Below are 23,833 nucleotides of genomic sequence, written 5' to 3'. Positions count from 1 at the left end.
TCAGTGTGCGGCGACAGCGGCCGTTTTCACGGTGGCGAGCGCAGCCTGAACGTTGTTGAGAAGCGTCTCCGTCGGTGCCGCGAAGACGTCGAGGATCGGACCGGGCTGCACGCCGTAATAGATGATGAGCAGGATCAGCGGCGCGAAGGTGATGATCTCGCGGCGGTTCAGGTCGGTGATCGTCTGGAGCGCCGGCTTGTCGAGCTCCCCGTACACCACGCGTCGGTAGAGCCAGAGCGCATACGCAGCCGACAGGATCACGCCCGTGGTCGCGAAGAACGCCACCCAGGTGTTGGACCGGAAGGCTCCCATCAGGGTGAGGAACTCGCCGACGAAGCCGGAGGTGCCCGGCAGGGCCACGTTGGCCATAGTCAGGATCAGGAACACCACCGCATACATGGGCATCCGGTTCACAAGGCCGCCATAGGCCTTGATCTCGCGGGTGTGCATCCGGTCGTAGATGACGCCCACGCAGAGGAAGAGCGCGCCGGAGATGAGGCCGTGGGAGATCATGGTGAACATGGCGCCCTGGATGCCCTGCTCATTCATGCTGAACAGGCCCATGGTCACGAAGCCCATATGCGCCACCGACGAATAGGCGATGAGCTTCTTGATGTCCTCCTGCATCAGGGCGACCAGCGAGGTGTAGACGATCGCGATGACAGAGAGCGCGAAGACCAAGGGGGCAAAATACTCCGATGCCTCGGGGAACATCGGTAGGGAAACTCGGATGAAGCCGTAGCCGCCCATCTTCAGCAGGACGCCGGCCAGGATCACCGAGCCTGCGGTCGGCGCCTCAACGTGGGCGTCCGGAAGCCAGGTGTGGACCGGCCACATGGGCATCTTCACGGCGAACGAGGCGAAGAAGGCGAGCCACAGCCAGGTCTGCAGGTTCGACGCGAAGTTGAACGCCAGCAGGGTCGGGATGTCGGTGGTGCCCGCCTGCCAGTACATGGCCATGATGGCGAGCAGCATCAGCACGGAGCCGAGCAGCGTGTAGAGGAAGAACTTGAAGCTCGCGTAGATGCGCCGCTTGCCGCCCCAGATGCCGATGATGAGGAACATCGGGATCAGGCCTGCCTCGAAGAACAGGTAGAACAGCACGAGGTCGAGGGCGCAGAACACGCCGATCATCGTGGTCTCAAGGACCAGGAAGGCGACGAAGTATTCCTTCACCCGGTGCCCGATCGACTCCCAGGAAGCCAGGATGCAGAACGGCATCAGGAACGTGGTGAGCAGGATCAGCGGCATGGAGAAGCCGTCGACGCCGAGCTTGAACCGGATGGTCTCGGTCAGCCAGACGTGGCTTTCCACAAGCTGGAACGCTGAAGTGGCCGTGTCGAAACGCGCCCAGGCGACGAGCGACAGCAGGAAGGTCGCGATCGTCGTTGCAAGCGCCGCCCAGCGGGCGTTGGAGCGAGCCGCCTCGCTGTCGCCGCGCAGGGTCAGGATGAAGGCCGCTCCGACAAGCGGGAGAATGAGAAGGCCGGAGAGGATGCCGAAGCCGAACATTAGTGGGCTCCCCTGAAGAGATAGAAGGTCACGAGAGCCGCAACGCCGATCAGCATCGCGAAGGCATAGTGATAGACGTAGCCCGTCTGGACCCGCACCACCCCGCGCGTCACATCCATGACGCGGGCGGAGATGCCGTCAGGGCCGAGCCCGTCGATGATGCGCTGGTCGCCGGTCCGCCAGAAGAAGCGGCCGATGGCCATGGCGGGACGCACGAAGATCGCGTCGTAGAGCTCGTCGAAGTACCACTTGTTCAGAAGGAAGCGGTACAGGAGCGGATGATCGGCCGCGAGTTTCACGGGCTGCTTCGTGTCGACGATGTACATGTAGTACGCGAGAGCCAGACCAAGGGCCATCATGATCGACGGCAGGAGCGGCACCCAGCCCGGGAGGTGGTGCATCTCTTCCAGGATGTGGTTCTCGGGACGGGTGAACAGGGCGCCCTTCCAGAATTCAGCATAGCCTTCGCCGATGAACGCATCGTGGAAGACGATGCCGGCTACGACCGCACCGATGGCGAGCACGATCAGCGGCAGGAGCATCACCAGCGGGCTCTCATGGGGCGTGTGGTCCCCATGGTGGCCGTGCTCGTGATCGGCATGGTGGGCAGGCTCCACGTCGCGGCTGCGCTCGTCGTGCTCAACACCCTCGTGGTCGTGCGGAGCATGAGCCGCATGGCCGTGATGGCCATGGCCCCAGCGAGCGGTGCCCTCGAAGGTGAGGAAGAACAGACGCCAGGAATAGAACGACGTCATGAAGGCAGCGACCACCGTCGCCATAAAGGCGAAGGAGCCGGCGGTCGAATGGGCCGCGTAGGCCGCCTCGATGATCGCATCCTTGGAATAGTAACCTGCGGTGAACGGAAAGCCGGTCAGGGCCAGGTTGCCGATGAGCATCATGGCCATGGTGATGGGGATGTAGCGGCGCAGAGCCCCCATGTGGCGCATGTCCTGCTCATGGTGCATGGCGTGGATCACCGAGCCGGCGCCGAGGAACAGCAGGGCCTTGAAGAAGGCGTGCGTGAAGAGGTGAAACACGCCGGCGCTGTAGGCACCGACGCCGAGCGCCACGAACATGTAGCCGAGCTGCGAGCAGGTCGAGTAGGCGATCACGCGTTTGATGTCGTTCTGGACCAGACCGACGGTCGCGGCGAAGAAGGCCGTGATGCCGCCGATGATGGTGACGACCGTCAGAGCGGCCGGCGCATATTCGAAGACCGGCGAGAGCCGGGCGACCATGAACACGCCCGCAGTCACCATGGTGGCGGCGTGAATCAGGGCCGAGACCGGGGTCGGGCCTTCCATCGCGTCCGGCAGCCAGGTGTGCAGCAGGAACTGCGCCGACTTGCCCATGGCGCCCATGAACAGCAGCAGGCAGGCGATGGTCAGGGCATGCCACTCGATCCCAAGGAAGGTGAAGTTCGCGTTCGCGAACTCGGCCACCCGAGGGAAGATCGTATCGAAGGTCACGCCGCCGAACAGCACGAAGATCGTGAAGATGCCGAGCAGGAAGCCGAAATCGCCGACGCGGTTGACGATGAAGGCCTTCATGGCCGCCGCATTGGCGGAGTCCTTCTGGTACCAGAAGCCGATGAGCAGATAGCTTGCGAGGCCCACGCCCTCCCAGCCGAAGAACATCTGGACGAGGTTGTCGGCCGTCACCAGCATGAGCATGGTGAAGGTGAAGAGGGAGAGATAGGCGAAGAAGCGCGCCCGGTGCGGATCCTCGTGCATGTAGCCGATGGAGTAGAGGTGCACGAGGGCCGAGACCGTGTTCACCACCACAAGCATCATGGCTGTCAGCGTATCGATCCGGAAAGCCCAATCGACCTGGAGGTCGCCGACGGACATCCACTGGGCGACCTGGACCCGGGTGGCGCCGTCACCGAAGCCGACCTGGATGAAAGACACCCAGGAGAGGACGGCGGCCACGAAGAGCAGCGCCGTGGTGATGATCTCGCTCGGCCGGGGACCGAGCACACGCCCGAAGAGGCCTGCGATGAGGAAGCCGACGAGCGGCAGGAAGACGATTGCGTGATACATGTTCGTTTACTTCGCCGGTCCGTTCGGGCTTACAGCTGACGCATGATTTTGTTCAGAAAACCGGTTCCCACTTTTCTGAATCATGCTCCTAGCCCCTCATCATGTTGACGTCTTCAACCGCGATGGAGCCGCGATTGCGGAAGAAGACCACCAGAATGGCCAGGCCGATGGCCGCCTCCGCCGCCGCAACCGTGAGGATCAGCATGGCGAAGACTTGGCCGACGATGTCGTTCAGGTGGGTCGAGAAGGCCACCATGTTGATGTTCACGGCGAGCAGGATCAGCTCGATGGACATCAGGATGACGATCACGTTCTTCCGGTTGATGAAGATGCCGAACACGCCCAGCGTGAAGAGCACGGCCGCGACGGTGAGATAATGACCCAGTCCGATAACCATGGCGTGCCTCCTTAGATGCCCTGGCGGAAGGGAACCTTCCGCACCTCGACGGCAGTCTCCTGCGTCCGGGCGTTCTGCTTGGAAATATCCTGGCGGCGCACGCCGACCCGCTCGCGGAGGGTCAGGACGATGGCCCCGATCATCGCAACCAGCAGGATCAGGCCGGCTGCCTGGAAGAAATAGAAGAACCGGGTGTAGAGCACCTGCCCGATCGCTTCGGTGTTGGTCATGATGTCGGCAGCCGGGATTGGCACGACCGGGGTCAGGACCAGACGGGGGTCAATGGTGTAGGTGCCAACTACCAGGATCAGCTCGAGCAGAAGGATCAACCCGATCAGGCCGCCGATGGGCAGGTACTGCAGGAAGCCCTGGCGAAGCGCCGCAAAGTCCACGTCGAGCATCATGACGACGAAGAGGAACAGCACCGCGACCGCGCCTACGTAGACGATCACCAGGATCATCGCCAGGAACTCGGCTCCCATCAGCAGGAACAGGCCCGCCGCATTCACGAAGGCCAGGATGAGGAAGAGCACCGACTGCACGGGATTGCGGGAGGCAATCACCATGAAACCGGAGGCGATCGTGATGGTCGCGAACAGATAGAAGAAGGCGGCGGTAACCGTCATGCTCAGCTTAAGCCGCTAAAGAGCGGCCCCTTCCGACGTGGCCCCGGAGAATCCGGCGGCCTGTCTATAAATTCCGAATCCGGCGGGGACAACCCGCCGGAACTGCTTGCCCCCTGCCCTTGCCGGGCAAAGCGCCCTTAGCGGTAGGGTGCGGACTTCGCGATGTTCTTCGCGATCTCGCGCTCCCAACGCTCCCCGTTCTCGAGAAGCTTGGCCTTGTCGTAGTAGAGCTCCTCGCGGGTCTCCACGGAGAACTCGAAGTTCGGCCCCTCCACGATGGCGTCCACCGGGCAGGCCTCCTGGCACATGCCGCAATAGATGCACTTCACCATATCGATGTCGTACCGGGTCGTGCGGCGGGTGCCGTCGTTCCGGCGCGGGCCGGCCTCGATGGTGATGGCCTGGGCCGGGCAGATGGCCTCGCAGAGCTTGCAGGCGATGCAGCGTTCTTCGCCGTTGGGGTAGCGCCGCAGGGCGTGCTCACCCCGGAAGCGTGGCCCGCGATGGCTCATCTCGAACGGATAGTTGAGGGTCGCCTTCGGCTTGAAGAAGTACTTCACCGTCAGGATGAAGCCTGAGACGAACTCCTTCAGCAGGAGCGACTGGGCGATGCGGTCGAGCTGCATGGCCGATCTCCTTTAGCGGACGCCCGGCGCATTGCCGGTGACCATCAGGACAGCTGCCACGATGACGACCATGGCCAGGGAGAGCGGCAGGAAGACCTTCCAGCCGAGGCGCATGAGCTGATCGTAGCGGTAGCGGGGCACCAGGGCTTTCACCATGGCGATGAGGATGAAGAGGAAGCTCGCCTTCAGCACGAACCAGATCACGCCCGGCACCCAGGTGAAGGGCGCGAACGGGATCGGCGACAGCCAGCCGCCGAGGAACAGGATCGTGCCGAGCGCGCACATGGTCATGATAGCCACGTACTCGCCGAGCATGAAGAGCAGGTACGGCGTGGAGGAATACTCCACCATGTAGCCGGCCACGAGCTCGGATTCGGCCTCAGGCAGGTCGAAGGGCGGACGGTTCGTCTCGGCCATGGCCGAGATGAAGAACACCACGAACATCGGGAAGAGCGGCAGCCAGTACCAGCCCAGGATGCCGAGGCCGGTGTTCTGCGACTCCACGATGGCCGACAGGTTCAGGGTTCCGGCGCACATGAGCACCGTCACGATCACGAAGCCGATGGAGACCTCGTAGGAGACCATCTGGGCCGCCGAGCGAAGGGCGCCGAGGAACGGATACTTCGAGTTCGAAGCCCAGCCGCCCATGATGACGCCGTAGACGCCGAGCGACGAGATCGCGAAGATGTAGAGGATGCCCACGTTGATGTCGGCGATGGCCCAGCCGGCATTGAGCGGAATCACCGCCCAGGCCGCGAGCGACAGGGTGCACATCACCAGCGGGGCCAAGAGGAACATGCCCTTGTTGGCAGGCGCCGGAATCACCGGCTCCTTCAGCACGAACTTGAGCAGATCGGCGAAGGACTGGAACAGGCCCCAGGGACCGACCACGTTCGGGCCGCGGCGCAGCTGAACCGCCGCCCAAACCTTGCGGTCGGCATAAAGCGCATAGGCGATGAAGATGAGAAGCGCGACCAGCATGAGCAGGCTCTTGCCCAGCATGATCGCGACGGCGAGGAGGATGTCCCCTAATTCCATGATCCGTTCCTCTTACTCAGCCGCCTCGAGCTTCAGCTCACGGGCGAGCGCGGAGCACTCGGCCATGACGCCGGAGGCGCGGGCAATCGGGTTCGTGAGATAGAAGTCCGTCACCGGGCTCGCGAAAGGTTCGCGCCCCGGGGTGCCGCCGATATTGGCCAGCGCCTGGACCGCAGCGAAACCGTCGGCCGGCTGAACCGTCTCGATCGCGGCGAAATGCGGGTACTGCGCATAGAGCTTGGCGCGCAGGGCATTCAGCGAGTCGAACGGCAGGCGATGACCGAGCACGTCCGACAGCGCACGCAGGATCGCCCAGTCCTCGCGAGCCTCGCCGGGCGCGAAGGCGGCCCGGTTGGCGAGCTGGACCCGGCCTTCCGTGTTCACGTAGGTGCCAGACTTCTCCGTATAGGTCGCGGCCGGCAGGATCACGTCCGCACGGTGCGCGCCACGGTCGCCGTGGGTGCCCTGGTAGATCACGAAGGCGCCGGGAGCGACATCGATCTCGTCGGCCCCGAGGTTGAACAGAACGTCCACTTCGCCCTGGGCCATGGTCTGGGCGTTCAGCCCCCACTCGCCCGGCACGAGGCCGAGATCGAGAGCGCCGACGCGGGACGCGGCGGTGTGCAGAACCGAGAAGCCGTTCCAGCCGTCCTTCACGGCACCCACGTCGCGGGCGAGCTGAGCGACGGCTGAGAGAACCGCGAGACCGTCCGGGCGAGAGAGAGCCCCCTGCCCCACGACGATCAGCGGGCGCTCGGCGCCACGGAGCTTCTCGATGAAGCTGTGGCGGCCGGAGGCGAGTTCGGAGAGTGTCTCCGGTCCGGCGCCGAGATATTCGTAGGGGTAGGTCAGGTCCGCATGCTCGCCGATCATCGCGATCGGCGGCGGAGCCGCGCGCCAGCGCTTGCGGATACGCACATTGACCAACGAGGCCTCGATGCGCGGGTTCGAGCCCACGATCAGGATCGCGTCCGCATCCTCGATGCCGGTGATGGTGGTATTGAACAGATACGATCCGCGGCCATAGACCGGGGTCAGCACGCTGCCGTCCTGGCGGGCGTCGATGTTGGTGACGCCGAGGCTCTCCATGAGGAGCTTCAGGGCATACATCTCCTCGACCGCAGCGAGATCGCCCACGATGGCGCCGATGCGCTTGGGGTCCGTACCCTTCACGCGGGCAGCAATGGTGGCGAAGGCCTCCTGCCAGGAGGCAGGGCGCAGGCGGCCGTTCTCCCGCACAAAGGGGCGGTCGAGGCGCTGGAGGCGCAGGCCGTCCACGATCTGGCGGGTCTTGTCGGTGATCCACTCCTCGTTCACAGCCTCGTTCACGCGCGGCAGGATGCGCATGACCTCGCGGCCACGGGAATCGACGCGGATGGAGGAGCCGACAGCGTCCATCACGTCGACGGAGTCGGTCTTGGTGAGCTCCCAGGGACGGTAATGGTAGGATTCCGGCTTGTGGGTCAGGGCGCCGACCGGGCAGAGATCCGCCACGTTGGCCTGCAGCTCGGAGCCGAGGGCCTTCTCGAGATAGCTCGTGATCTCCATGTCCTCGCCGCGCCACAGGGCGCCGAGATCCGGCACGCCGGCCACTTCGGCCGTGAAGCGCACGCAGCGGGTGCAGTGGATGCACCGGTTCATGGAGGTACGCACCAGCGGGCCGAGGTACTTGTCGGTCACCGCGCGCTTGTTCTCGTGGAAGCGGCTGGTGTCGACCCCGTAGGCCATGGCCTGATCCTGCAGGTCGCACTGGCCGCCCTGGTCGCAGATCGGGCAGTCGAGCGGGTGGTTGATGAGGAGGAACTCCATCACCCCTTCCCGCGCCTTCTTGACCGTCGGCGACTTGGTGGAGATTTCCGGCGGCTCGCCGTTCGGGCCCGGACGGCAGTCACGCACGCCCCAGGCGCAGGAGGCGACCGGCTTCGGCGCGCCCTTCACCTCGACGAGGCACATGCGGCAGTTGCCGGCAATCGAGAGCCGCTCGTGGTAGCAGAAGCGCGGAATTTCCGCCCCGGCCATTTCGGCGGCCTGGAGCAGGGTGTATTCCGCAGGAACGTCGACCTCGACGCCATCAACGATGATTTTCGTCATCTTCAATCTCACTCCGCCGCGATCATGACGGATTCGGAATGCGGGTTCGCCGCGTAATCGTCGATCCGCTTCTCGATCTCATGACGGAAGTGGCGGATCAGACCCTGGACCGGCCATGCCGCCGCGTCGCCGAGCGCGCAGATGGTATGGCCTTCGATCTGGGTCGAGACTTCGAGGAGCATGTCGATCTCGCGCTTCTGAGCACGACCCTCGGCCATGCGGGTGAGCACGCGCCACATCCAGCCCGTGCCCTCGCGGCACGGGGTGCACTGGCCGCAGCTCTCGTGCTTGTAGAAGTAGGCGAGGCGGGCGATGGCGCGCACGATATCCGTGGACTTGTCCATCACGATCACGGCGGCGGTGCCCAGACCCGACTTCAGATTACGCAGAGTGTCGAAGTCCATGTAGGCATCGGCGATCTGCTCGGCCGGAACGATTGGAACCGACGAGCCGCCCGGAATGACGCCGAGCAGGTTGTCCCAACCGCCGCGGATGCCACCGCAGTGGCGGTCGATCAGCTCGCGGAAGGTGAGGCCCATGGCCTCCTCCACGTTGCAGGGCTTGTTCACGTGGCCCGACACGCAGAAGAGCTTGGTGCCCACGTTGTTCGGACGGCCGATGCCGGAGAACCAGGCGGCGCCACGGCGAAGGATCGTGCCGGCAACCGCGATGGACTCGACATTGTTCACGGTCGTCGGGCAGCCGTAGAGGCCCATATTGGCCGGGAACGGCGGCTTCAGGCGCGGCATTCCCTTCTTGCCCTCCATGCTCTCGATCAGAGCCGTCTCCTCGCCGCAGATATAAGCGCCTGCGCCGTGGTGAACGTAGAGGTCGAAGGGATAGCCGTGGATGTTATCCTTGCCGATGAGCTTGGCCTCGTAGGCCTCGTCCACCGCCCGCTGGAGCGCGTACCGCTCGGCTACGTACTCGCCGCGGATGTAGATGTAGGCAGCGTGGGCGCCCATGGCGAAGGAGGCGAGAAGGCAGCCCTCGACGAGAAGATGCGGATCGTTCCGCATGATCTCGCGGTCCTTACAGGTGCCGGGCTCCGACTCGTCGGCGTTCACGACCAGATAGTGCGGACGGCCGTCCGACTGCTTGGGCATGAAGGACCATTTCAGGCCCGTGGGGAAGCCTGCGCCGCCGCGGCCCCGCAGGCCGGACGCCTTCATCTCGTTGACGATCCAGTCGCGGCCCTGCTCCAGGAGGAACTTGGTTCCGTCCCATGCGCCGCGCATCTTCGCGGCCTGGAGGTCCGGCGAATGGAAGCCGTAGAGGTTGGTGAAGATACGATCTCTGTCCTGAAGCATTCCCGATCACTCCATCAGGACGTCATGTTGTCTTTGTCGACGACAACGTCCGGCTTGCTCTCGCTGCCGTCACGTCGCGTCTCGGCTTGGGCGGGCGGCGTTCCGGCTTCCGGCGTCGTCGGGCTCGTCGGCACGGCCTCACCGTCCTTCGTCGGCGAAGCCACGTAGGACTTGCTGCTCTGCGGAGCCGGGCGAGCGCCGGATTCCGTGTGCGAGTCGCCCTTGGTGGCTTTCGACGGATCGGCAGCTTCCTTGCGGTCGACCGGATTGATCGGCGTCTCGCCTGCTTTGGCACGCTCCGCAGGGGTATCCGCCACAGGGGTCTCAATCGCGCGGCCGGCCGTCGGCTTGGCGGCTTTCATCTCTTGCGGAACGGAGGCCATCGCGGCAGCGGCTTCACCGGTCTCCGCAGCCTTCGCCTGCTCATCGAAGCGCGTGCGCCAGGCGCCAACGAGGGAGCCGTCGTAGAGCACCGGATCCTGCAACGTGTTCACGGCCTGGAAAGGCTCGGACCGGTTGCGGCCGATCTGCGACCCCTTCGTCACCGGACGGCCGGCGGCAAGGTCGTCGAGGAGCTTTTCGAAGTTTTCCGTGGTCAGATCCTCGTAGTAGTCATCGTTGATCTGCACCATCGGGGCATTGGAGCAGGCACCCAGACACTCGACCTCGAGCCACGAGAACGTGCCGTCCGGGGACACATGGTTCTGTTCGCCGACACGGCGCTCGAGAACCTGCCGGATGTCTCCGGCGCCGCGCAGCATGCAGGGCGTCGTGCCACAGAACTGGATGAAATACTTTCCAACCGGTTCCAGATTGAACATCGTGTAGAAGGTCGCCACTTCCATCACGCGGATCACCGGCATGTCGAGCTTCGCGGCCACGGCCTCGATAGCCTTACGCGGCAGCCAGCCGCCCGCCTGCTCCTGAGCCTTGCCCAGGAGAGCGATCACGGCCGAGGCCTGCCGGCCAGGCGGATACTTGGCGACTTCCTTGTCCGCAAAAGCCTCGGTCTCTGGGGAGAGAACGAAGCTCTGGGGCTGCAATTCTTCAGGCGCGAGCTTACGAACGGCCATACACTCTTCTCCTCATCGTCATAGCCGGGCTCAAGGCCCGGCCATACGACTTGAACCATTTCAGCACGCTTCAAAGAGCGTGGCTCCCTGCTCCGGCGCCGGAGCAGGTCTTCGTTAGCGGTCGACTTCGCCGAACACGATGTCGATGGAGCCCAGAACGCCTGCGACGTCGGCCAGCATGTGGCCGCGGCACATGAAATCCATGCCCTGCAAGTGCGCAAAGCCCGGGGCACGAATCTTGCAGCGGTAGGGTTTGTTGGTGCCGTCCGACACAAGATAGACGCCGAACTCGCCCTTCGGAGCCTCCACGCAGGCATAGACCTCGCCCGCCGGCACGTGGAAACCTTCCGTGTAGAGCTTGAAGTGGTGGATCAGCGCCTCCATGGAGCGCTTCATGTCCTTGCGCGAGGGCGGAGCGACCTTGCCGTCGAGCGTCGTCACGGGTCCCTGTCCGTCCGGCGCCCGGAGCTTGTCGAGGCACTGGCGCATGATGCGGACGCTCTGGCGCATCTCCTCCATGCGGATGACCTGGCGGTCGTAGTTGTCGCCGTTCTTGCCAACGGGGATGTCGAATTCCATCTCCTCGTAGCACTCGTAGGGCTGCGACTTGCGCAGGTCCCAGGCCACGCCGCAGCTGCGGACGATCGGACCCGAGAAGCCCCAGCGGAAGCAGTCGTCCAGGGTGATGGTGCCGATGTCGACGTTGCGCTGCTTGAAGATGCGGTTGCCGATCACAAGGGTGTCGAGATCGTCGAGAACCTGCAGGAATGGATCGCAGAAAGCCTCGATGTCGTCGATCAGCTCCGGCTGAATGTCCATGTTCACGCCGCCGGGGCGGAAGTAGTTGGCATGCATCCGCGAGCCGGAAATCCGCTCGTAGAAGATCATGAGCTTCTCACGTTCCTCGAAGCCCCAGAGGGGCGGCGTGAGCGCGCCGACGTCCATGGCCTGCGTGGTCACGTTGAGGAGGTGCGAGAGAAGGCGCCCGATTTCGGAAAACAGAACGCGTATCAGCTGGGCACGTCGGGGAACCTGGATGCCGAGGAGCTTCTCGATCGCCAGGCAATAGGCATGCTCCTGGTTCATGGGCGCGACGTAGTCGAGCCGGTCGAAATAGGGGTTGGCCTGAACGTAGGTCTTGTACTCGATCAGCTTCTCGGTGCCGCGGTGGAGCAGGCCGATATGAGGATCGACGCGCTCGACCACCTCGCCGTCCAGCTCCAGCACGAGGCGCAGCACGCCATGCGCCGCCGGATGCTGCGGGCCGAAATTGATCGTGAAGTTGCGGATATTATGCTCGCCCATGGGTCGCCCTTTCCGCTCCTTTAAGCCTTGGCCTTCTCGTCGCCGGGCAGCACGTAATCCGTGCCTTCCCAGGGAGAGAGGAAGTCGAAGTTGCGGAACTCCTGGCTGAGCTTCACGGGTTCGTAGACCACGCGGCCCTGCCCGTCGTCGTAGCGGACCTCGACATAGCCGGTCATCGGGAAGTCCTTGCGGAGCGGATGCCCCTCGAAGCCGTAATCCGTGAGGATGCGGCGCAGGTCCGGGTGCCCCGAGAACAGGATGCCGTAGAGATCGTATGCCTCGCGCTCGTACCAGTTCGCCGCCGGGAAGAGGCCGACAAGCGACGGCACAGGCGTTGCCTCATCGGTCATCACCTTTACCCGGATCCGACGGTTATGGTGCGGCGCCAGGAAGTGGTAGACCACGTCGAACCGCTCCTCGCGCGCCGGATAATCGGCCCCGCAGATATCGATGAAGCAGACGAACCGGCATTGTGAGTCGTCCCGCAGGAATGTCACCACCGGCACGATGTCCTCGCGACGAACTACGATGGTCAACTCGTCGAAGGCGATAGCCCGGTCCACGACCGCCGCGCCGAGGGAGGAGGCGATATGGTCGCTCAGGGCTTGGAGCTCAGCACTCATACAATGACCTTTGCTCAGCGCTCGATAGTACCGGTGCGGCGGATCTTCTTCTGGAGAAGCAGCACCCCGTAAAGAAGCGCCTCAGCCGTGGGCGGGCAGCCCGGAACGTAGATGTCGACCGGCACGATGCGGTCGCAGCCACGAACCACGGAATAGGAGAAATGATAGTAGCCGCCGCCATTGGCGCAGGAACCCATGGAGATGACATAGCGTGGCTCCGGCATCTGGTCATAGACCTTGCGGAGCGCGGGAGCCATCTTGTTGGTGAGCGTGCCGGCTACGATCATCACGTCCGACTGGCGCGGCGAGGCGCGGGGTGCGAACCCGAAGCGTTCGGCGTCGTAGCGCGGCATGGACATCTGCATCATCTCGACGGCGCAGCAGGCCAAGCCGAAGGTCATCCACATGAGCGAGCCTGTGCGCGCCCAGGTAATGAGATCCTCGGTCGAGGTGACGAGAAAGCCCTTGTCGGACAACTCCTCGTTGATGGAAACGAAGTACGGATCCGTCGAACCGACCGGATTGCCGGTATTCGGGTCGATAATGCCACGAGGGGCCGGAGCGACCAGGGTCGACTGGTTGTCGGAGATCAATCCCATTCGAGGGCTCCTTTTTTCCACTCGTAGATGAAGCCGACCGTCAGGACTCCAAGGAAGATCATCATGGAGATGAAGCCGAACCAGCCGAGATTCCCGAACGTAATGGCCCAGGGGAACAGGAACGCCACTTCGAGGTCGAAGATGATGAAAAGAATGGCCACGAGATAGAACCGCACGTCGAACTTCATGCGGGCATCGTCGAACGCATTGAAGCCGCACTCATAGGCGGACAGCTTCTCCTGGTCCGGGCGGCTGTAGGCGACGATGAACGGCGCCACGAGCAGCGCCACCCCGATCAGGAGCGAGACGCCGATAAAGATGACAAGAGGCAGGTAGTCGGCGAGGAGATTCGTCATACGACACCTAGAAGGACAGGAATCCGGCCCGGGGCCGGCAATCTGCAACGCATTTAAGCCTCAGAAAGGCCCAAAACACCCCCCTGCGACATCACGCTGATTGCGCCGGAGCCTTAGCCGAGATCCCCTTCCGTGACAAGTGTTTGCACTGCCGCAAAAAGAACCATTCCAAACTAGGTTGGGGCTTCTTTGCGGCTCTGGCGCCGCTCCCCTTGCCCCCTCCTCGTCCTCGCTCAACCCGAATCCCGTCGAGCGCCTCCCGGGTCATGTGTTCGGTACGCACAATTGGGTTTTGGGCGAAGCCAATCCGGATCGACCCGCCAAGCTTGACTGAATGGCCGTCCGACCCGTTGCCGGACAGACTGGATCGGGAGCGCCCCCAGGAAGGCGGCGGGCGAGTTTTCCTTCTCAATCAGATCCCACGCCGCCAGGACCTCGAGAAGAGAGCCTCTCAGAACCGAACCAGGGGCGGAAGTATGGGGACGTGCCGTTTGGCGACACTTGGATGAGCAGCCCGGTTCGATGGGCTCCCAGCTTGGGGGCCTAATCAATCTGACTCTCAATTTTCCTGTGAGGATAGTGGCGCGGGCGACGGGGCTCGAACCCGCGACCTCCGGCGTGACAGGCCGGCACTCTAACCGACTGAGCTACGCCCGCGCATTGGACCGCCGAGGCGGTGTGGGTGCGGTTTAAGAGCCCCCTATTCCCCTGTCAAGGGTGCAACGCGCTCATTTTGTCTCATCGGGTCAAAAGCTCTGCGACGGGAGAACCTCGGAACAGAAGGCTGGATGACGGCCGTCTTCGCGATGAGGGTTATTCCACAACCGCAACCTCTCCGGAGCTCCTCAGCGAAGCCAGTACCCGGTCGCACTCGTAAAGCTCCTGGAGAACCCCTTGCAGTTCTTGGAGCGCCTCCCGCGACAGCTCGCGGGGTGAGGCAAGGGCGAGACCGCCCTCTTCCGGCGATGAACTCCCGGGGGCCGACCTATCCTCATCGAGATGAACAACATCGCCTTCGGGATGAAGCTCGGCCAAGGTTTGCTCTCCCCGGCCGATCCCCTGGACGAAGCGAACCCCCTCCTCCTTCAGGATCCGCTGAACCCCCTTAATCGTATAGCCTTCTCCATAGAGGAGATGACGGATTCCCTTGAGGAGTTCGACGTCATCCGGCCGGTAGTAGCGGCGCCCGCCCCCGCGCTTGAGGGGCTTGATGTGGTTGAACCGGGTCTCCCAGAAGCGCAGCACATGCTGAGGCACGTCGAGATCGTCGGCGACCTCGCTGATGGTGCGGAATGCGTCGGGGCTCTTGTCCATGACGCCGCTCGTCATGTGGATCAATCCTCGCCTTCGAAGGTCTCACCGTTGATGTGCGCCTTCAAGACATTCGAAGGTTTGAAGACCATCACCCGGCGGGGGTCGATCGGAACCTCGACGCCGGTTTTGGGATTGCGGCCGACGCGCTCGCCCTTGCTGCGCACGATGAACGAGCCGAAGGAGGACAGCTTGACCGTCTCCCCGGAAGCCAGGGAGTCGCAGATCTCGGCCAGGACCCGCTCCACCAGTTCCGCCGATTCCGTCCGCGACAGGCCTACCTTCTGGTAAACCGCCTCGCTCAGATCCGCTCTCGTTATCGTTTTGCCAGCCATTGAGCTCCCCAGCGCACTTGAGTTCGTTGGTCCTGTCGCCGTGTGACGACGCTATGCAGATGGCTCCCTACGGTCAACCGCCAAGGTACGAATGACCGATACCACCAGAGTTCAATTGCCTCGATCCTACCAGCGGATCAAGGCGCTTCCCCAGGTGAAGCCACCGCCGATGGCCTCGATCATCACGAGGTCCCCGTCCTTGATCCGGCCGTCCTTCCGGGCAGCGTCCAGGGCCAGCGGGATGGAGGCGGCCGAGGTGTTCCCGTGCTTGTTCACGGTAATGACCACCTTCTCCTGCGCAATCCCGAGCTTGTCGGCGCCTGCCGTGATGATGCGCCGGTTGGCCTGGTGGGGCACGAACCAGTCCAGTTCGTCCGCGCTCGTGCCGGTCGCCTTGAAGGCGTCCTGCACCACGTCCGCTACCATCCCGACAGCAAATTTGAAGACTTCGCGCCCTTCCATCTTCAGGACGCCGGTCGTCTTCGTGGAGCCCGGGCCGCCATCCACGTAGAGCTTGTCCCGGTAACGCCCGTCGGAACGGAGATGGGACGTGAGTACTCCTCTGTCGGCGGAGGTGCCCTCCGCTTCCTGGGCCTCGAGCACGAGAGCACCCGCGCCGTCGCCGAAGAGCACGCAGGTGGTGCGGTCGTTCCAGTCGAGAATCCGCGAGAAGGTCTCAGCTCCAATCACCAGGGCACGTTTGTGCGAACCCGATTGCAGGAACTTGTCCGCGGTCGAGACGGCATAGACGAAGCCTGTGCACACCGCCTGCAGATCGAAGGCGGCGCCATGGGTCATGCCGATGCCGGTCTGGATCATGGTTGCGGTCGACGGGAAGGTGTAGTCGGGCGTCGAGGTGGCGCAGATGACCAGATCGATGTCGTTGGCCGTCAGCCCGGCATCCGCCAGAGCCGCCTCGGCCGCCTTGATCCCGAGGACCGAGGTGGTCTCGTCGTCTTCGGCGATGTGCCGTGCTTCAATGCCGGTGCGCTGCACGATCCAGTCGTGCGAGGTATCGACCAGCTTCTCGAGATCCTGGTTCGTCAGCTTGCGCCTCGGCAGATAGGAGCCGACGCCGCGTACGATGGAACGGGTGCGTTTCAAGATGCGCCTTCCTACAGCATGATCCGGACAAGTGAGAACCGGTTGCCCGAAAAGACCATGCTATTCCAAAAAGTTATGAGCATTTACATGCTCTAAGCAGTCTGCCCGACCGGATCATGATCGAGCATGCTCCGGATTGTGTTCATCAGTTCGAAGTGCGCCATGTCATAGGCGACATCGATGGCGCTGGCGAAGCCCAGATCGTCGGTTCCGCCGTGGCTTTTCACCACAACCCCTTCGAGACCCAGGAAAACGCCGCCATTGACCTTGCGGGGGTCCATCTTGTCCCGGAGAGCGTTAAAAGCCTGTTTCGCGAAGAGGTAGCCGATCTTGGCCATCAGGGTCCGGCTCATGGCCGAGCGCAGATATTGGCCGATCTGCTTGGCGGTGCCCTCGGCGGTCTTCAGGGCGATGTTGCCCGTGAAGCCCTCCGTCACGACCACATCGACGGTGCCCTTGCCGATGTCGTCCCCTTCGACGAAGCCGCGATAGTCCAGGTTCGGGAGGTTCGTCTCCTTGAGAATCCGACCGGCCTCTTTGACCGCCTCGATTCCCTTGATCTCCTCCGTGCCGACATTGAGAAGTCCGACCGTGGGTCGCTCCAGATCGAAGACGATCCGGGCCATGGCTGCGCCCATGATGGCCATGTCGACCAGATGCCCGGCATCGGCGCCGATGGTCGCGCCGACATCGAGCACGATGCTCTCGCCCCGCATCGTCGGCCACATGGCGGCGATGGCCGGGCGCTCGATATGCGCCATGGTCTTCAGGCAGACCTTGGCGGTGGCCATGAGGGCTCCGGTGTTGCCGGCAGAGACGGCGGCATCCGCCTCCCCATCCCGGACCGCCTGCACGGCGCGCCACATGGAGGACTTGCCGCGCCCCATCCGGATGGCCTGGCTGGGCTTCTCATCCATGGAGATCGCCATTTCGGTATGGCGCAGCTCCGTTGCTGCTTTCAGCTTGGGGTGGGAGTCCAGGAGAGGCGCGATCACCGTCTCGTTGCCGAACATCAGGAAGCGCAGGTCGGGGTGGCGCTCCAAGGCCAAGGCAGCGCCTGGGATCACAACGGATGGACCGTGATCGCCCCCCATCGCATCAAGCGAAATACGCACCGGCTTCGGCATGAACGGTTGTTCTTTCTTGTAAGTCATTCAACAGGGGGCGGAAAATAGCGGTTTGCGGGGGCTCCGCAACTGAATTCTGCGCTCGTTGGGCAGGCCCGAAAAAGCCTGTGAGGAGCCCCGATATGATCGCCGGCGGGCCTCTACTTGCCTTCCTTGAGCTTGTTCAGCGCCGCAAAGGGCGAGTCTTTCGCATCGGAAGGATCCTCGTAGTTGAAATCGACGCCAGGCTTCCTGGGGTAAGGGTCGAGCCCGAGGGCCAGGAACTCGGCCGTGAGGGCACCCAGGTCGATCTGCCCGTTCACGATCTCGTCCGGCGGTTCATACTCATTGATGTCGGTGGGCGGCTCGGCCGGCATACCGGCCGACTCGGCGAAATCCACCTCAACCTCTTCCTCGACCGTGGAATCGAAGGGATCGAGGGTCGAGACGCAGATCTGGGTGATCGACGCCTTCACGACTCCCGTCACGTGAATGCCCTTGGCCGATGCCTTCAAATGATAGTCGCCGCTGAGCGCCTGGATCCCGGGAAGCCCGAAATCCCGGGCCAATGCGGCGCATTCTTCGGCCGTGGCTTCCACATGCACGTCCTGCCCGCGCGGAGGGATCCTCATGACATCGACGAGCCGCGACAATGGCCCCACGGTTTCAGGTGTCATCACATTCCCTCCTTATGCGAAGGCTTCGGGCTTGGGGAAGACCGGTCCCGTCTCCAGGAGCGCCTCGAGGCTGACTGTCTTGAATCCCTGGTCGGCCGCCAGGGCATAACGCGCAAGGGGGTTAGCCGGTGCCTCGCTGCCATAGGCATTACGGCCAAGGGCCAGTGCGAGCCCCGCCTCGTCGGCCTCGTTGAGAGGCCCATCGTAGGCATGGGCACGCCCGTAGAAGGATTCGGCGATCTTCTTCATCCGCTTCGGAACGACGGTGTCGCCGGTGCCCATTTCCCTCAAGGAGGCGTCCATATCCCGGAAGAACGCGTCGGTCAGGTCCTTGGCCACCTCGTCGGCTGGCGGCGGCAACCCGCGCAGGGCGCGGAGCGCCAGGACCATGTGCAGCGACAGGGCCTCGAACCGCCCTTCCAGGGTGTCCGGGATCCCGAGTGACGCATAGAGCCCAGGCTCGCGCGAAGCCGTCGCGACTCTCTTGTAGAGAGCTGCGATGAGCGTGCGCCGGGGATCCTTGCGGAAGAGACTGAAGATCACAGCCGTGGCCTTCCAAGCTTGTCAAAATCGTAACCTCGGGTTACGCCATCAGCGTCCATAGGCGCAAGCTTATCCGCGCCGCATTTCTGGAAGAACCGTACGATGCGTCGATATCATCCTCTTTTGGTGCGCCTGGCTACAGCAACCTTTCTCGCTTCGTCCGTCGCCGCCTGCACAATGGGCGAGGAGTTTCAGCGCGGCTACGTCGTGGACGAGCGTGCCATCTCGCAGGTGAAGAAGGGAATGAGTGCCGAGCAGGTTCTGCAGACCCTTGGAACCCCCTCCACGGTCTCCACCGTCGGCAACCGGAACTGGTACTACATCAGCCAGAAGTCCCGCCGCAATCTTCAGTTCATGGGCGAGCAGGTGGTCGACCAGCAGGTGACGGCGGTCTATTTCGACAACAACCTCCGCGTCGAGCGCATCGCCCTTTACGGCCTGCAGGATGGCCGGGTCTTCGACTTCATCAGCCGCACCACCCCTGCAGGCGGCGAGGAGTCGAGCTTCCTCGGGCAGATCTTCCGCGGCGTGAACAGCTTCAACCCGTTCGGGACCTGAGCCGGAGCCGCTGGAAACCTCAATGGCCGGGCTCGTCCCGGCCATTTTCATATGGATCAGCACATGAAAAAACCCGCGGCTTTCACCGCGGGTTTTTGTGCCCTCAGGCCTCCCGTTCCTACGAATGGGCCAGGATGGCAAGGAGAAGCAAGGCGATGATGTTGGTGATCTTGATCGCCGGGTTCACGGCAGGGCCTGCCGTGTCCTTGTAGGGGTCGCCGACGGTATCGCCGGTCACGGAAGCCTTGTGGGCTTCCGAGCCCTTGTGGTGGGTGGTGCCGGAGGCGTCCGTGAACCCATCCTCGAAGGACTTCTTGGCATTGTCCCAGGCGCCGCCGCCCGAGGTCATCGAGATGGCGACGAACAGGCCCGTCACGATCACGCCCAGCAGCATGGCGCCCACGGCCGAGAAGGCCTCGGACTTGCCCGCCACCCAGTAGACCACGAAGTAGGTCACGATGGGTGCCAGCACCGGCAGGAGCGACGGCACGATCATTTCCTTGATCGCCGCCCTGGTCAGCATGTCGACGGCGCGCCCGTAATCGGGACGGTCCGTGCCGGCCATGATGCCCGGCCGCTCGCGGAACTGGCGCCGTACTTCTTCGACCACGGAACCGGCCGCCCGGCCCACCGCCGTCATGGCGATGCCACCGAAGAGGAACGGGATGAGGCCGCCGAACAGGAGTCCCACCACCACATAGGGGTTGGTGAGGGAGAAGTTCGGCACCACGCCCTGGAAGTACGGGTACTGCGCCGCGTTCTGGGTGAAGTAGTTCAGATCCGAGGTGTAGGCCGCAAAGAGCACCAGGGCGCCCAGGCCCGCGGAGCCAATGGCGTAACCCTTCGTCACCGCCTTCGTGGTGTTGCCGACCGCATCCAGGGCGTCCGTGGACTTGCGGACCTCCTTCGGCAGGCCTGCCATTTCGGCAATGCCGCCTGCGTTGTCCGTCACCGGACCGAAAGCGTCGAGAGCCACGATCATGCCCGCGACGCCCAGCATGGCCGTCACGGCGATGGCAATGCCGAACAGACCCGCCAGCTTGAAGGCCACGACGATGCCCGCGATGATGACGATGGTCGGCAGCGCGGTCGATTCCAGCGAAACCGCGAGGCCCTGGATCACGTTCGTGCCGTGGCCGGTGACCGAGGACTGGGCGATGGACCGCACGGGGCGGAAGCCGACGCCGGTATAGTACTCGGTGATGACCACGATGAGAGCCGTCACGGCAAGACCGATGAGGGCGCACCAGAACAGGTTCAGACCGGTGAACTCCGCTCCCGCGATGAGTTCGAAGCCGATCATCTGCCAGGTCACGAGGCCGATGGCGATGGCGGACAGAACTCCGGTCACGATCAATCCCTTGTAGAGCGCGCCCATGATGGACTCGTTCTGACCGAGCTTGACGAAGAACGTGCCGATGATCGAGGTGACGATGCAGGCCGCGCCAATGGCGAGCGGGTACATCAGCATGGTGTCGAGATTCGCCTGACCGGCAAAGAAGATCGCTGCCAGAACCATGGTAGCCACCACGGTCACCGCATAGGTCTCGAACAGGTCGGCGGCCATGCCCGCGCAGTCGCCGACATTGTCACCCACGTTGTCGGCGATGGTCGCCGGGTTGCGCGGGTCGTCCTCCGGGATGCCGGCTTCGACCTTGCCCACGAGATCGCCGCCCACGTCGGCGCCCTTGGTGAAGATGCCGCCGCCGAGACGGGCGAAGATGGAGATGAGGGACGCACCGAACCCGAGGGCCACGAGGCTGTCGATGACCACACGGTCGGAAGATACGAGACCGTCGATCCGGGTGAGGTAGCCGTAGTAGAGGGCCACACCGAGGAGCGCGAGGCCGGCGACCAGCATGCCCGTGACGGCACCGGCCTTGAAGGCCACATCGAGGCCGCCCCCAAGGGATTGGGTGGCCGCTTGGGCGGTGCGGACGTTAGCCCGGACGGAGACGTTCATGCCGATGAAGCCGGCGACGCCCGAGAGAATGGCCCCGATGGCGAAGCCGATGGCGACCCGGATGCCGAGGAAATAGGCAATCACGGCGAACAGCACGACGCCGACGATGGCGATGGTGACGTATTGCCGGCGGAGATAGGCTTTCGCGCCTTCGGCAATCGCCCCGGCGATTTCCTGCATGCGCTGAGAACCGGCGTCCCGCTTCATCACGTCGCTGATGGCCCAGAAGCCATACACGATCGAGAGAAGCCCGCCCAAGATAATTAGGGTGAGTGCCATCATGCCATCCTTGTTATGGGAAAGCAGAAAGCCGCTCCTCAAGGCTCGTTTTCTGGCCTTGAGCGGCCCCTACCCCCAGCGAACTTTATATTTGGTGGCAAAAAACTAGGCAGTTCGCAACAATCCTGCAGGCAGAACCCACAGGAAGACTTTTATACTTTAAGCGGGTGCGAGCAGCTTGGCCCTCTGCTGCCAGGCCAGGAGAGCTAGGGCGATGACCACGGGCGGGAAGACCAGCCAGTTCACGCTTTCCCAGCCGCCGGCGCTCAGAAGCTTGCCGGAGGAGAACGAGGCTACGGCGACCGAGCCGAAGATCAGGAAGTCGTTGGCGGCCTGCACCTTGGCGCGCTCCTCGGGCCGGTAGCAGTCGGTCACGAGGGCGGTGGCTCCGATGAAGCCGAAGTTCCAGCCGAGGCCGAGCAGAATCAGCGTGATCCAGAAATGGGCGACGGTGATGCCCGACAGCCCGATGACGGCGGAAATCGCGATCAGCACCAGCCCCACGGCCGTGACCGCCCCCTTGCCGTAGCGGGAGATCAGGCGGCCGGTGAAGAAGCTCGGGCCGAACATGGCCAGGATATGCCACTGGATGCCGAGCGCCGCAGCGCCGACCGAGTGGCCGCAGCCGATCATCGCCAGCGGGGCCGCCGTCATCATGAAGGTCATGAGGCTGTACGACACCAGACCAGTGACGGCGGCGACGATGAACCGGGGCTGCCGCACGATTTCAAGCAGCGGCCTGCCACCACCTGCCTTCGTGGAGGCGACGCTCACCGGTGCCGGCCGCATGAACCACACCACGATCATCGAGAGGAAGGCCAGCGCGGCCTGTCCCAGGAAGGCACCGGCGAACGGGGCGGCCTCCACGGCGTCCCGGGTCCAGATGACGGTCTGGGGCCCGACCACGCCGGCCACCAGCCCGCCGGTCATGACCCAGGAGATAGCCCTCGGCTTGAAGGCTTCGGAGGCCGCGTCCGTGGCGGCGAAGCGATAGCTCTGGTTGAAGGAGCCGTAGCTGCCGATGATCAGGGTGCCGAGGCAGAAGAGCAGAAAGCTGTAGGAGGCGATGCCGAAGGCCGCGAGGCAGCCGCCGGCAAGGCCGATCCCCGCGCCGACCACGTAGCCGATGCGGCGGCCGGCCTTGCGCATCAGCATGGCGGCCGGGATGGTGCCGATCGCAAGCCCGAGATTGAGCAGGCTCACGGGAAGGGTCGCCAGTTCCTTGTTGGAGGCGAGAGACTGGCCCACGAGGCCGCCGAGGGAGACCACGATGGCCGGGCTCGACCCGCCCAGCGCCATGGCGACGGCGAGCACGACCGCGTTGTGCTTGGCGATGCCGTCGCTGGAAGGCGCCTGGTAGGAGGTGTCAGAAATGCTGGTAGGAGCCGACATCGTAGCGTCTTTCGAGACCGTTCATCCGAAAGACCGGCCGATCATGCCCTGAGACGACTCGGCCGATGACGGACAGGGGGATGCCCACCCTATCGGCCTCCTGGCGGAATCTGTCGAGGTCCTTTTCCGCCAAGGTGCAGAGAATCTCGTAGTCGTCGCCCCCGGTGAGGACCAGGTCCAGCAGGTCCGGGGACGCCTGGACGGCTTTGGCGGCGGCCGGCGAGAGCGGCACCCGGTCCGTGTCGATCACCGCCGAGACGCCGCTGGCCCGCATCATCTTGGCGAGGTCGCCTGCGAGCCCGTCCGAGACGTCCATGGCGGCGCCTGCGTGTTCGCGCAGGGCGGCGGCGAGCCGGTGGCGGGGCTGGGGGTGGAGATAGCGGTCGGCGAGATGGGCCTTCTCGTCTGGCGAGAGGCCCTGGCTCCAGGCCGGGGCGGCGCGGAGTTTCAGCCCTAGGGCCCCATCGCCGATGGTGCCGGTGACGCAGATGAGATCGCCGGCTTTGGCCGTGGTGCGCCGGACCATGCGGCCGGTCGGCACCTGGCCGACGGCGGTGACGGAGAGGGTCAGGGGTCCCCTCGCCTTCACGGTATCGCCGCCGAGGAGCGGGCAGGAGAAGTCCCGCGAGGCTTCGCCGAGACCGGCGGCAAAATCGGCGAGCCAGGCTTCGGTCCAGCCGTCGGGAAGAGCGAGGCTCAGGAGGAAGCCGGCTGGGTCGGCCCCTTTGGCGGCGAGGTCCGACACGTTCACGGCAAGCGCCTTGCGGGCGATGGAGCCGGGAGCGTCCTCGGGCAGGAAGTGGACCCGCTCCACCAGGGCGTCCGCGGTGAGGACGAGATCGTGGCCGGGCTTCGGCGTCAGAAAAGCCGCGTCATCCTTGAGGCCGAGAGCCCCATCGCCGGCGATGGGAGCGAAGAATCGGGCGATGAGGCTGTCCTCGCCTGGGCGTTCGCTCGCGCTCATGGC

The 23,833-nt window shown here is 64.0% G+C and carries 23 protein-coding genes and 1 tRNA gene; 1 reads left to right on the top strand and 23 read right to left on the bottom strand.

The window, feature by feature from the left end:
- The 20 genes from JAO75_RS14945 to JAO75_RS14850 form a co-directional block, all read right to left on the bottom strand.
- Complete coding sequence (locus JAO75_RS14945; protein ID WP_199049933.1) at positions 1–1,512, bottom strand: NADH-quinone oxidoreductase subunit M; 1,512 nt, start codon at positions 1,510–1,512, stop codon at positions 1–3.
- Positions 1,512–3,554, bottom strand: coding sequence for an NADH-quinone oxidoreductase subunit L (gene nuoL / locus JAO75_RS14940; RefSeq protein ID WP_199049932.1), 2,043 nt, complete (start codon positions 3,552–3,554; stop codon positions 1,512–1,514). The genes JAO75_RS14945 and nuoL overlap by 1 nt, the downstream gene beginning before the upstream one ends.
- A gap of 88 nt (positions 3,555–3,642) precedes the next feature.
- Complete coding sequence (nuoK, locus tag JAO75_RS14935) at positions 3,643–3,951, bottom strand: NADH-quinone oxidoreductase subunit NuoK (protein WP_036353841.1); 309 nt, start codon at positions 3,949–3,951, stop codon at positions 3,643–3,645.
- A gap of 11 nt (positions 3,952–3,962) precedes the next feature.
- Positions 3,963–4,577, bottom strand: a complete 615-nt coding sequence (locus tag JAO75_RS14930; protein ID WP_199049931.1) for an NADH-quinone oxidoreductase subunit J — start codon at positions 4,575–4,577, stop codon at positions 3,963–3,965.
- A gap of 137 nt (positions 4,578–4,714) precedes the next feature.
- A complete protein-coding gene (gene nuoI / locus JAO75_RS14925; protein ID WP_199049930.1) occupies positions 4,715–5,203 on the bottom strand; it encodes an NADH-quinone oxidoreductase subunit NuoI in 489 nt (162 codons plus the stop codon).
- 12 nt (positions 5,204–5,215) lie between these two features.
- Positions 5,216–6,241, bottom strand: a complete 1,026-nt coding sequence (gene nuoH, locus JAO75_RS14920) for an NADH-quinone oxidoreductase subunit NuoH (RefSeq protein WP_199049929.1) — start codon at positions 6,239–6,241, stop codon at positions 5,216–5,218.
- 12 nt (positions 6,242–6,253) lie between these two features.
- Positions 6,254–8,332, bottom strand: a complete 2,079-nt coding sequence (nuoG, locus tag JAO75_RS14915; RefSeq protein WP_199049928.1) for an NADH-quinone oxidoreductase subunit NuoG — start codon at positions 8,330–8,332, stop codon at positions 6,254–6,256.
- An 8-nt stretch (positions 8,333–8,340) separates the two neighbouring features.
- Entirely contained in the window at positions 8,341–9,642 is a 1,302-nt protein-coding gene (gene nuoF, locus JAO75_RS14910) for an NADH-quinone oxidoreductase subunit NuoF (protein ID WP_199049927.1), read from the bottom strand.
- Positions 9,643–9,656: 14 nt separating this feature from the next.
- Positions 9,657–10,715 (bottom strand): NADH-quinone oxidoreductase subunit NuoE, encoded by a 1,059-nt coding sequence (gene nuoE, locus JAO75_RS14905; protein ID WP_199049926.1) that lies wholly within the window; start codon positions 10,713–10,715, stop codon positions 9,657–9,659.
- Positions 10,716–10,829: 114 nt separating this feature from the next.
- Positions 10,830–12,020 carry an NADH-quinone oxidoreductase subunit D gene (locus JAO75_RS14900; protein ID WP_199049925.1) on the bottom strand — a complete coding sequence of 397 codons (1,191 nt, stop codon included), beginning with the start codon at positions 12,018–12,020 and terminating at the stop codon, positions 10,830–10,832.
- Positions 12,021–12,040: 20 nt separating this feature from the next.
- Positions 12,041–12,643 carry an NADH-quinone oxidoreductase subunit C gene (locus tag JAO75_RS14895; RefSeq protein WP_199049924.1) on the bottom strand — a complete coding sequence of 201 codons (603 nt, stop codon included), beginning with the start codon at positions 12,641–12,643 and terminating at the stop codon, positions 12,041–12,043.
- A 14-nt stretch (positions 12,644–12,657) separates the two neighbouring features.
- Positions 12,658–13,242 carry a NuoB/complex I 20 kDa subunit family protein gene (locus JAO75_RS14890; protein WP_199049923.1) on the bottom strand — a complete coding sequence of 195 codons (585 nt, stop codon included), beginning with the start codon at positions 13,240–13,242 and terminating at the stop codon, positions 12,658–12,660.
- Complete coding sequence (locus JAO75_RS14885) at positions 13,233–13,598, bottom strand: NADH-quinone oxidoreductase subunit A (protein WP_199049922.1); 366 nt, start codon at positions 13,596–13,598, stop codon at positions 13,233–13,235. The genes JAO75_RS14890 and JAO75_RS14885 overlap by 10 nt, the downstream gene beginning before the upstream one ends.
- A gap of 580 nt (positions 13,599–14,178) precedes the next feature.
- Positions 14,179–14,255: transfer RNA gene (locus JAO75_RS14880), tRNA-Asp, on the bottom strand.
- Between the two features lie 156 nt (positions 14,256–14,411).
- The gene (locus tag JAO75_RS14875) at positions 14,412–14,912 is read right to left on the bottom strand and encodes a MerR family transcriptional regulator (RefSeq protein ID WP_199049963.1); all 501 of its coding nucleotides are present in this window, start codon (positions 14,910–14,912) and stop codon (positions 14,412–14,414) included.
- Between the two features lie 20 nt (positions 14,913–14,932).
- Positions 14,933–15,244: an integration host factor subunit alpha gene (locus tag JAO75_RS14870; RefSeq protein WP_181052762.1), complete on the bottom strand. Its 312-nt coding sequence runs from the start codon at positions 15,242–15,244 to the stop codon at positions 14,933–14,935.
- A gap of 126 nt (positions 15,245–15,370) precedes the next feature.
- On the bottom strand, positions 15,371–16,348 hold the full coding sequence (locus tag JAO75_RS14865) for a beta-ketoacyl-ACP synthase III (protein WP_199049921.1): 978 nt from the start codon (positions 16,346–16,348) through the stop codon (positions 15,371–15,373).
- Positions 16,349–16,440: 92 nt separating this feature from the next.
- Positions 16,441–17,475: a phosphate acyltransferase PlsX gene (plsX, locus tag JAO75_RS14860; protein ID WP_199049920.1), complete on the bottom strand. Its 1,035-nt coding sequence runs from the start codon at positions 17,473–17,475 to the stop codon at positions 16,441–16,443.
- Positions 17,476–17,615: 140 nt separating this feature from the next.
- Complete coding sequence (locus tag JAO75_RS14855) at positions 17,616–18,131, bottom strand: YceD family protein (RefSeq protein WP_199049919.1); 516 nt, start codon at positions 18,129–18,131, stop codon at positions 17,616–17,618.
- 12 nt (positions 18,132–18,143) lie between these two features.
- Positions 18,144–18,674, bottom strand: coding sequence for a ubiquinol-cytochrome C chaperone family protein (locus JAO75_RS14850; protein WP_199049918.1), 531 nt, complete (start codon positions 18,672–18,674; stop codon positions 18,144–18,146).
- Between the two features lie 102 nt (positions 18,675–18,776).
- Here JAO75_RS14850 and JAO75_RS14845 point away from each other — a divergent pair, with 102 nt between their 5' ends.
- The gene (locus tag JAO75_RS14845) at positions 18,777–19,232 is read left to right on the top strand and encodes an outer membrane protein assembly factor BamE (protein WP_199049917.1); all 456 of its coding nucleotides are present in this window, start codon (positions 18,777–18,779) and stop codon (positions 19,230–19,232) included.
- A 118-nt stretch (positions 19,233–19,350) separates the two neighbouring features.
- Here JAO75_RS14845 and JAO75_RS14840 read toward each other — a convergent pair whose 3' ends face one another.
- From JAO75_RS14840 to thiL, 3 genes are all read right to left on the bottom strand, one after another.
- Positions 19,351–21,477 carry a sodium-translocating pyrophosphatase gene (locus tag JAO75_RS14840; protein ID WP_199049916.1) on the bottom strand — a complete coding sequence of 709 codons (2,127 nt, stop codon included), beginning with the start codon at positions 21,475–21,477 and terminating at the stop codon, positions 19,351–19,353.
- 156 nt (positions 21,478–21,633) lie between these two features.
- Complete coding sequence (locus JAO75_RS14835) at positions 21,634–22,866, bottom strand: MFS transporter (RefSeq protein ID WP_199049915.1); 1,233 nt, start codon at positions 22,864–22,866, stop codon at positions 21,634–21,636.
- Positions 22,841–23,830: a thiamine-phosphate kinase gene (gene thiL / locus JAO75_RS14830; protein ID WP_199049914.1), complete on the bottom strand. Its 990-nt coding sequence runs from the start codon at positions 23,828–23,830 to the stop codon at positions 22,841–22,843. Before thiL ends, JAO75_RS14835 begins: the two co-directional genes overlap by 26 nt.
- Positions 23,831–23,833: the final 3 nt, after the last annotated feature.

The organism is Microvirga splendida (assembly GCF_016427565.1).
Classification (GTDB): Bacteria; Pseudomonadota; Alphaproteobacteria; order Rhizobiales; family Beijerinckiaceae; genus Microvirga; species Microvirga splendida.
The sequence above is the reverse complement of the archived record's forward strand: the minus strand, read 5'-3'. Positions and strand labels throughout refer to the sequence as shown.

Coding starts and splice junctions, on each gene's coding strand:
- JAO75_RS14945 (WP_199049933.1), bottom strand. CDS start 1,512: ATGTTCGGCTTCGGCATCCTCTCCGGCCTTCTCATTCTCCCGCTTGTC.
- nuoL (WP_199049932.1), bottom strand. CDS start 3,554: ATGTATCACGCAATCGTCTTCCTGCCGCTCGTCGGCTTCCTCATCGCA.
- nuoK (WP_036353841.1), bottom strand. CDS start 3,951: ATGGTTATCGGACTGGGTCATTATCTCACCGTCGCGGCCGTGCTCTTC.
- JAO75_RS14930 (WP_199049931.1), bottom strand. CDS start 4,577: ATGACGGTTACCGCCGCCTTCTTCTATCTGTTCGCGACCATCACGATC.
- nuoI (WP_199049930.1), bottom strand. CDS start 5,203: ATGCAGCTCGACCGCATCGCCCAGTCGCTCCTGCTGAAGGAGTTCGTC.
- nuoH (WP_199049929.1), bottom strand. CDS start 6,241: ATGGAATTAGGGGACATCCTCCTCGCCGTCGCGATCATGCTGGGCAAG.
- nuoG (WP_199049928.1), bottom strand. CDS start 8,332: ATGACGAAAATCATCGTTGATGGCGTCGAGGTCGACGTTCCTGCGGAA.
- nuoF (WP_199049927.1), bottom strand. CDS start 9,642: ATGCTTCAGGACAGAGATCGTATCTTCACCAACCTCTACGGCTTCCAT.
- nuoE (WP_199049926.1), bottom strand. CDS start 10,715: ATGGCCGTTCGTAAGCTCGCGCCTGAAGAATTGCAGCCCCAGAGCTTC.
- JAO75_RS14900 (WP_199049925.1), bottom strand. CDS start 12,020: ATGGGCGAGCATAATATCCGCAACTTCACGATCAATTTCGGCCCGCAG.
- JAO75_RS14895 (WP_199049924.1), bottom strand. CDS start 12,643: ATGAGTGCTGAGCTCCAAGCCCTGAGCGACCATATCGCCTCCTCCCTC.
- JAO75_RS14890 (WP_199049923.1), bottom strand. CDS start 13,242: ATGGGATTGATCTCCGACAACCAGTCGACCCTGGTCGCTCCGGCCCCT.
- JAO75_RS14885 (WP_199049922.1), bottom strand. CDS start 13,598: ATGACGAATCTCCTCGCCGACTACCTGCCTCTTGTCATCTTTATCGGC.
- JAO75_RS14875 (WP_199049963.1), bottom strand. CDS start 14,912: ATGGACAAGAGCCCCGACGCATTCCGCACCATCAGCGAGGTCGCCGAC.
- JAO75_RS14870 (WP_181052762.1), bottom strand. CDS start 15,244: ATGGCTGGCAAAACGATAACGAGAGCGGATCTGAGCGAGGCGGTTTAC.
- plsX (WP_199049920.1), bottom strand. CDS start 17,475: ATGCCGAAGCCGGTGCGTATTTCGCTTGATGCGATGGGGGGCGATCAC.
- JAO75_RS14855 (WP_199049919.1), bottom strand. CDS start 18,131: ATGACACCTGAAACCGTGGGGCCATTGTCGCGGCTCGTCGATGTCATG.
- JAO75_RS14845 (WP_199049917.1), top strand. CDS start 18,777: ATGCGTCGATATCATCCTCTTTTGGTGCGCCTGGCTACAGCAACCTTT.
- JAO75_RS14840 (WP_199049916.1), bottom strand. CDS start 21,477: ATGATGGCACTCACCCTAATTATCTTGGGCGGGCTTCTCTCGATCGTG.
- JAO75_RS14835 (WP_199049915.1), bottom strand. CDS start 22,866: ATGTCGGCTCCTACCAGCATTTCTGACACCTCCTACCAGGCGCCTTCC.
- thiL (WP_199049914.1), bottom strand. CDS start 23,830: ATGAGCGCGAGCGAACGCCCAGGCGAGGACAGCCTCATCGCCCGATTC.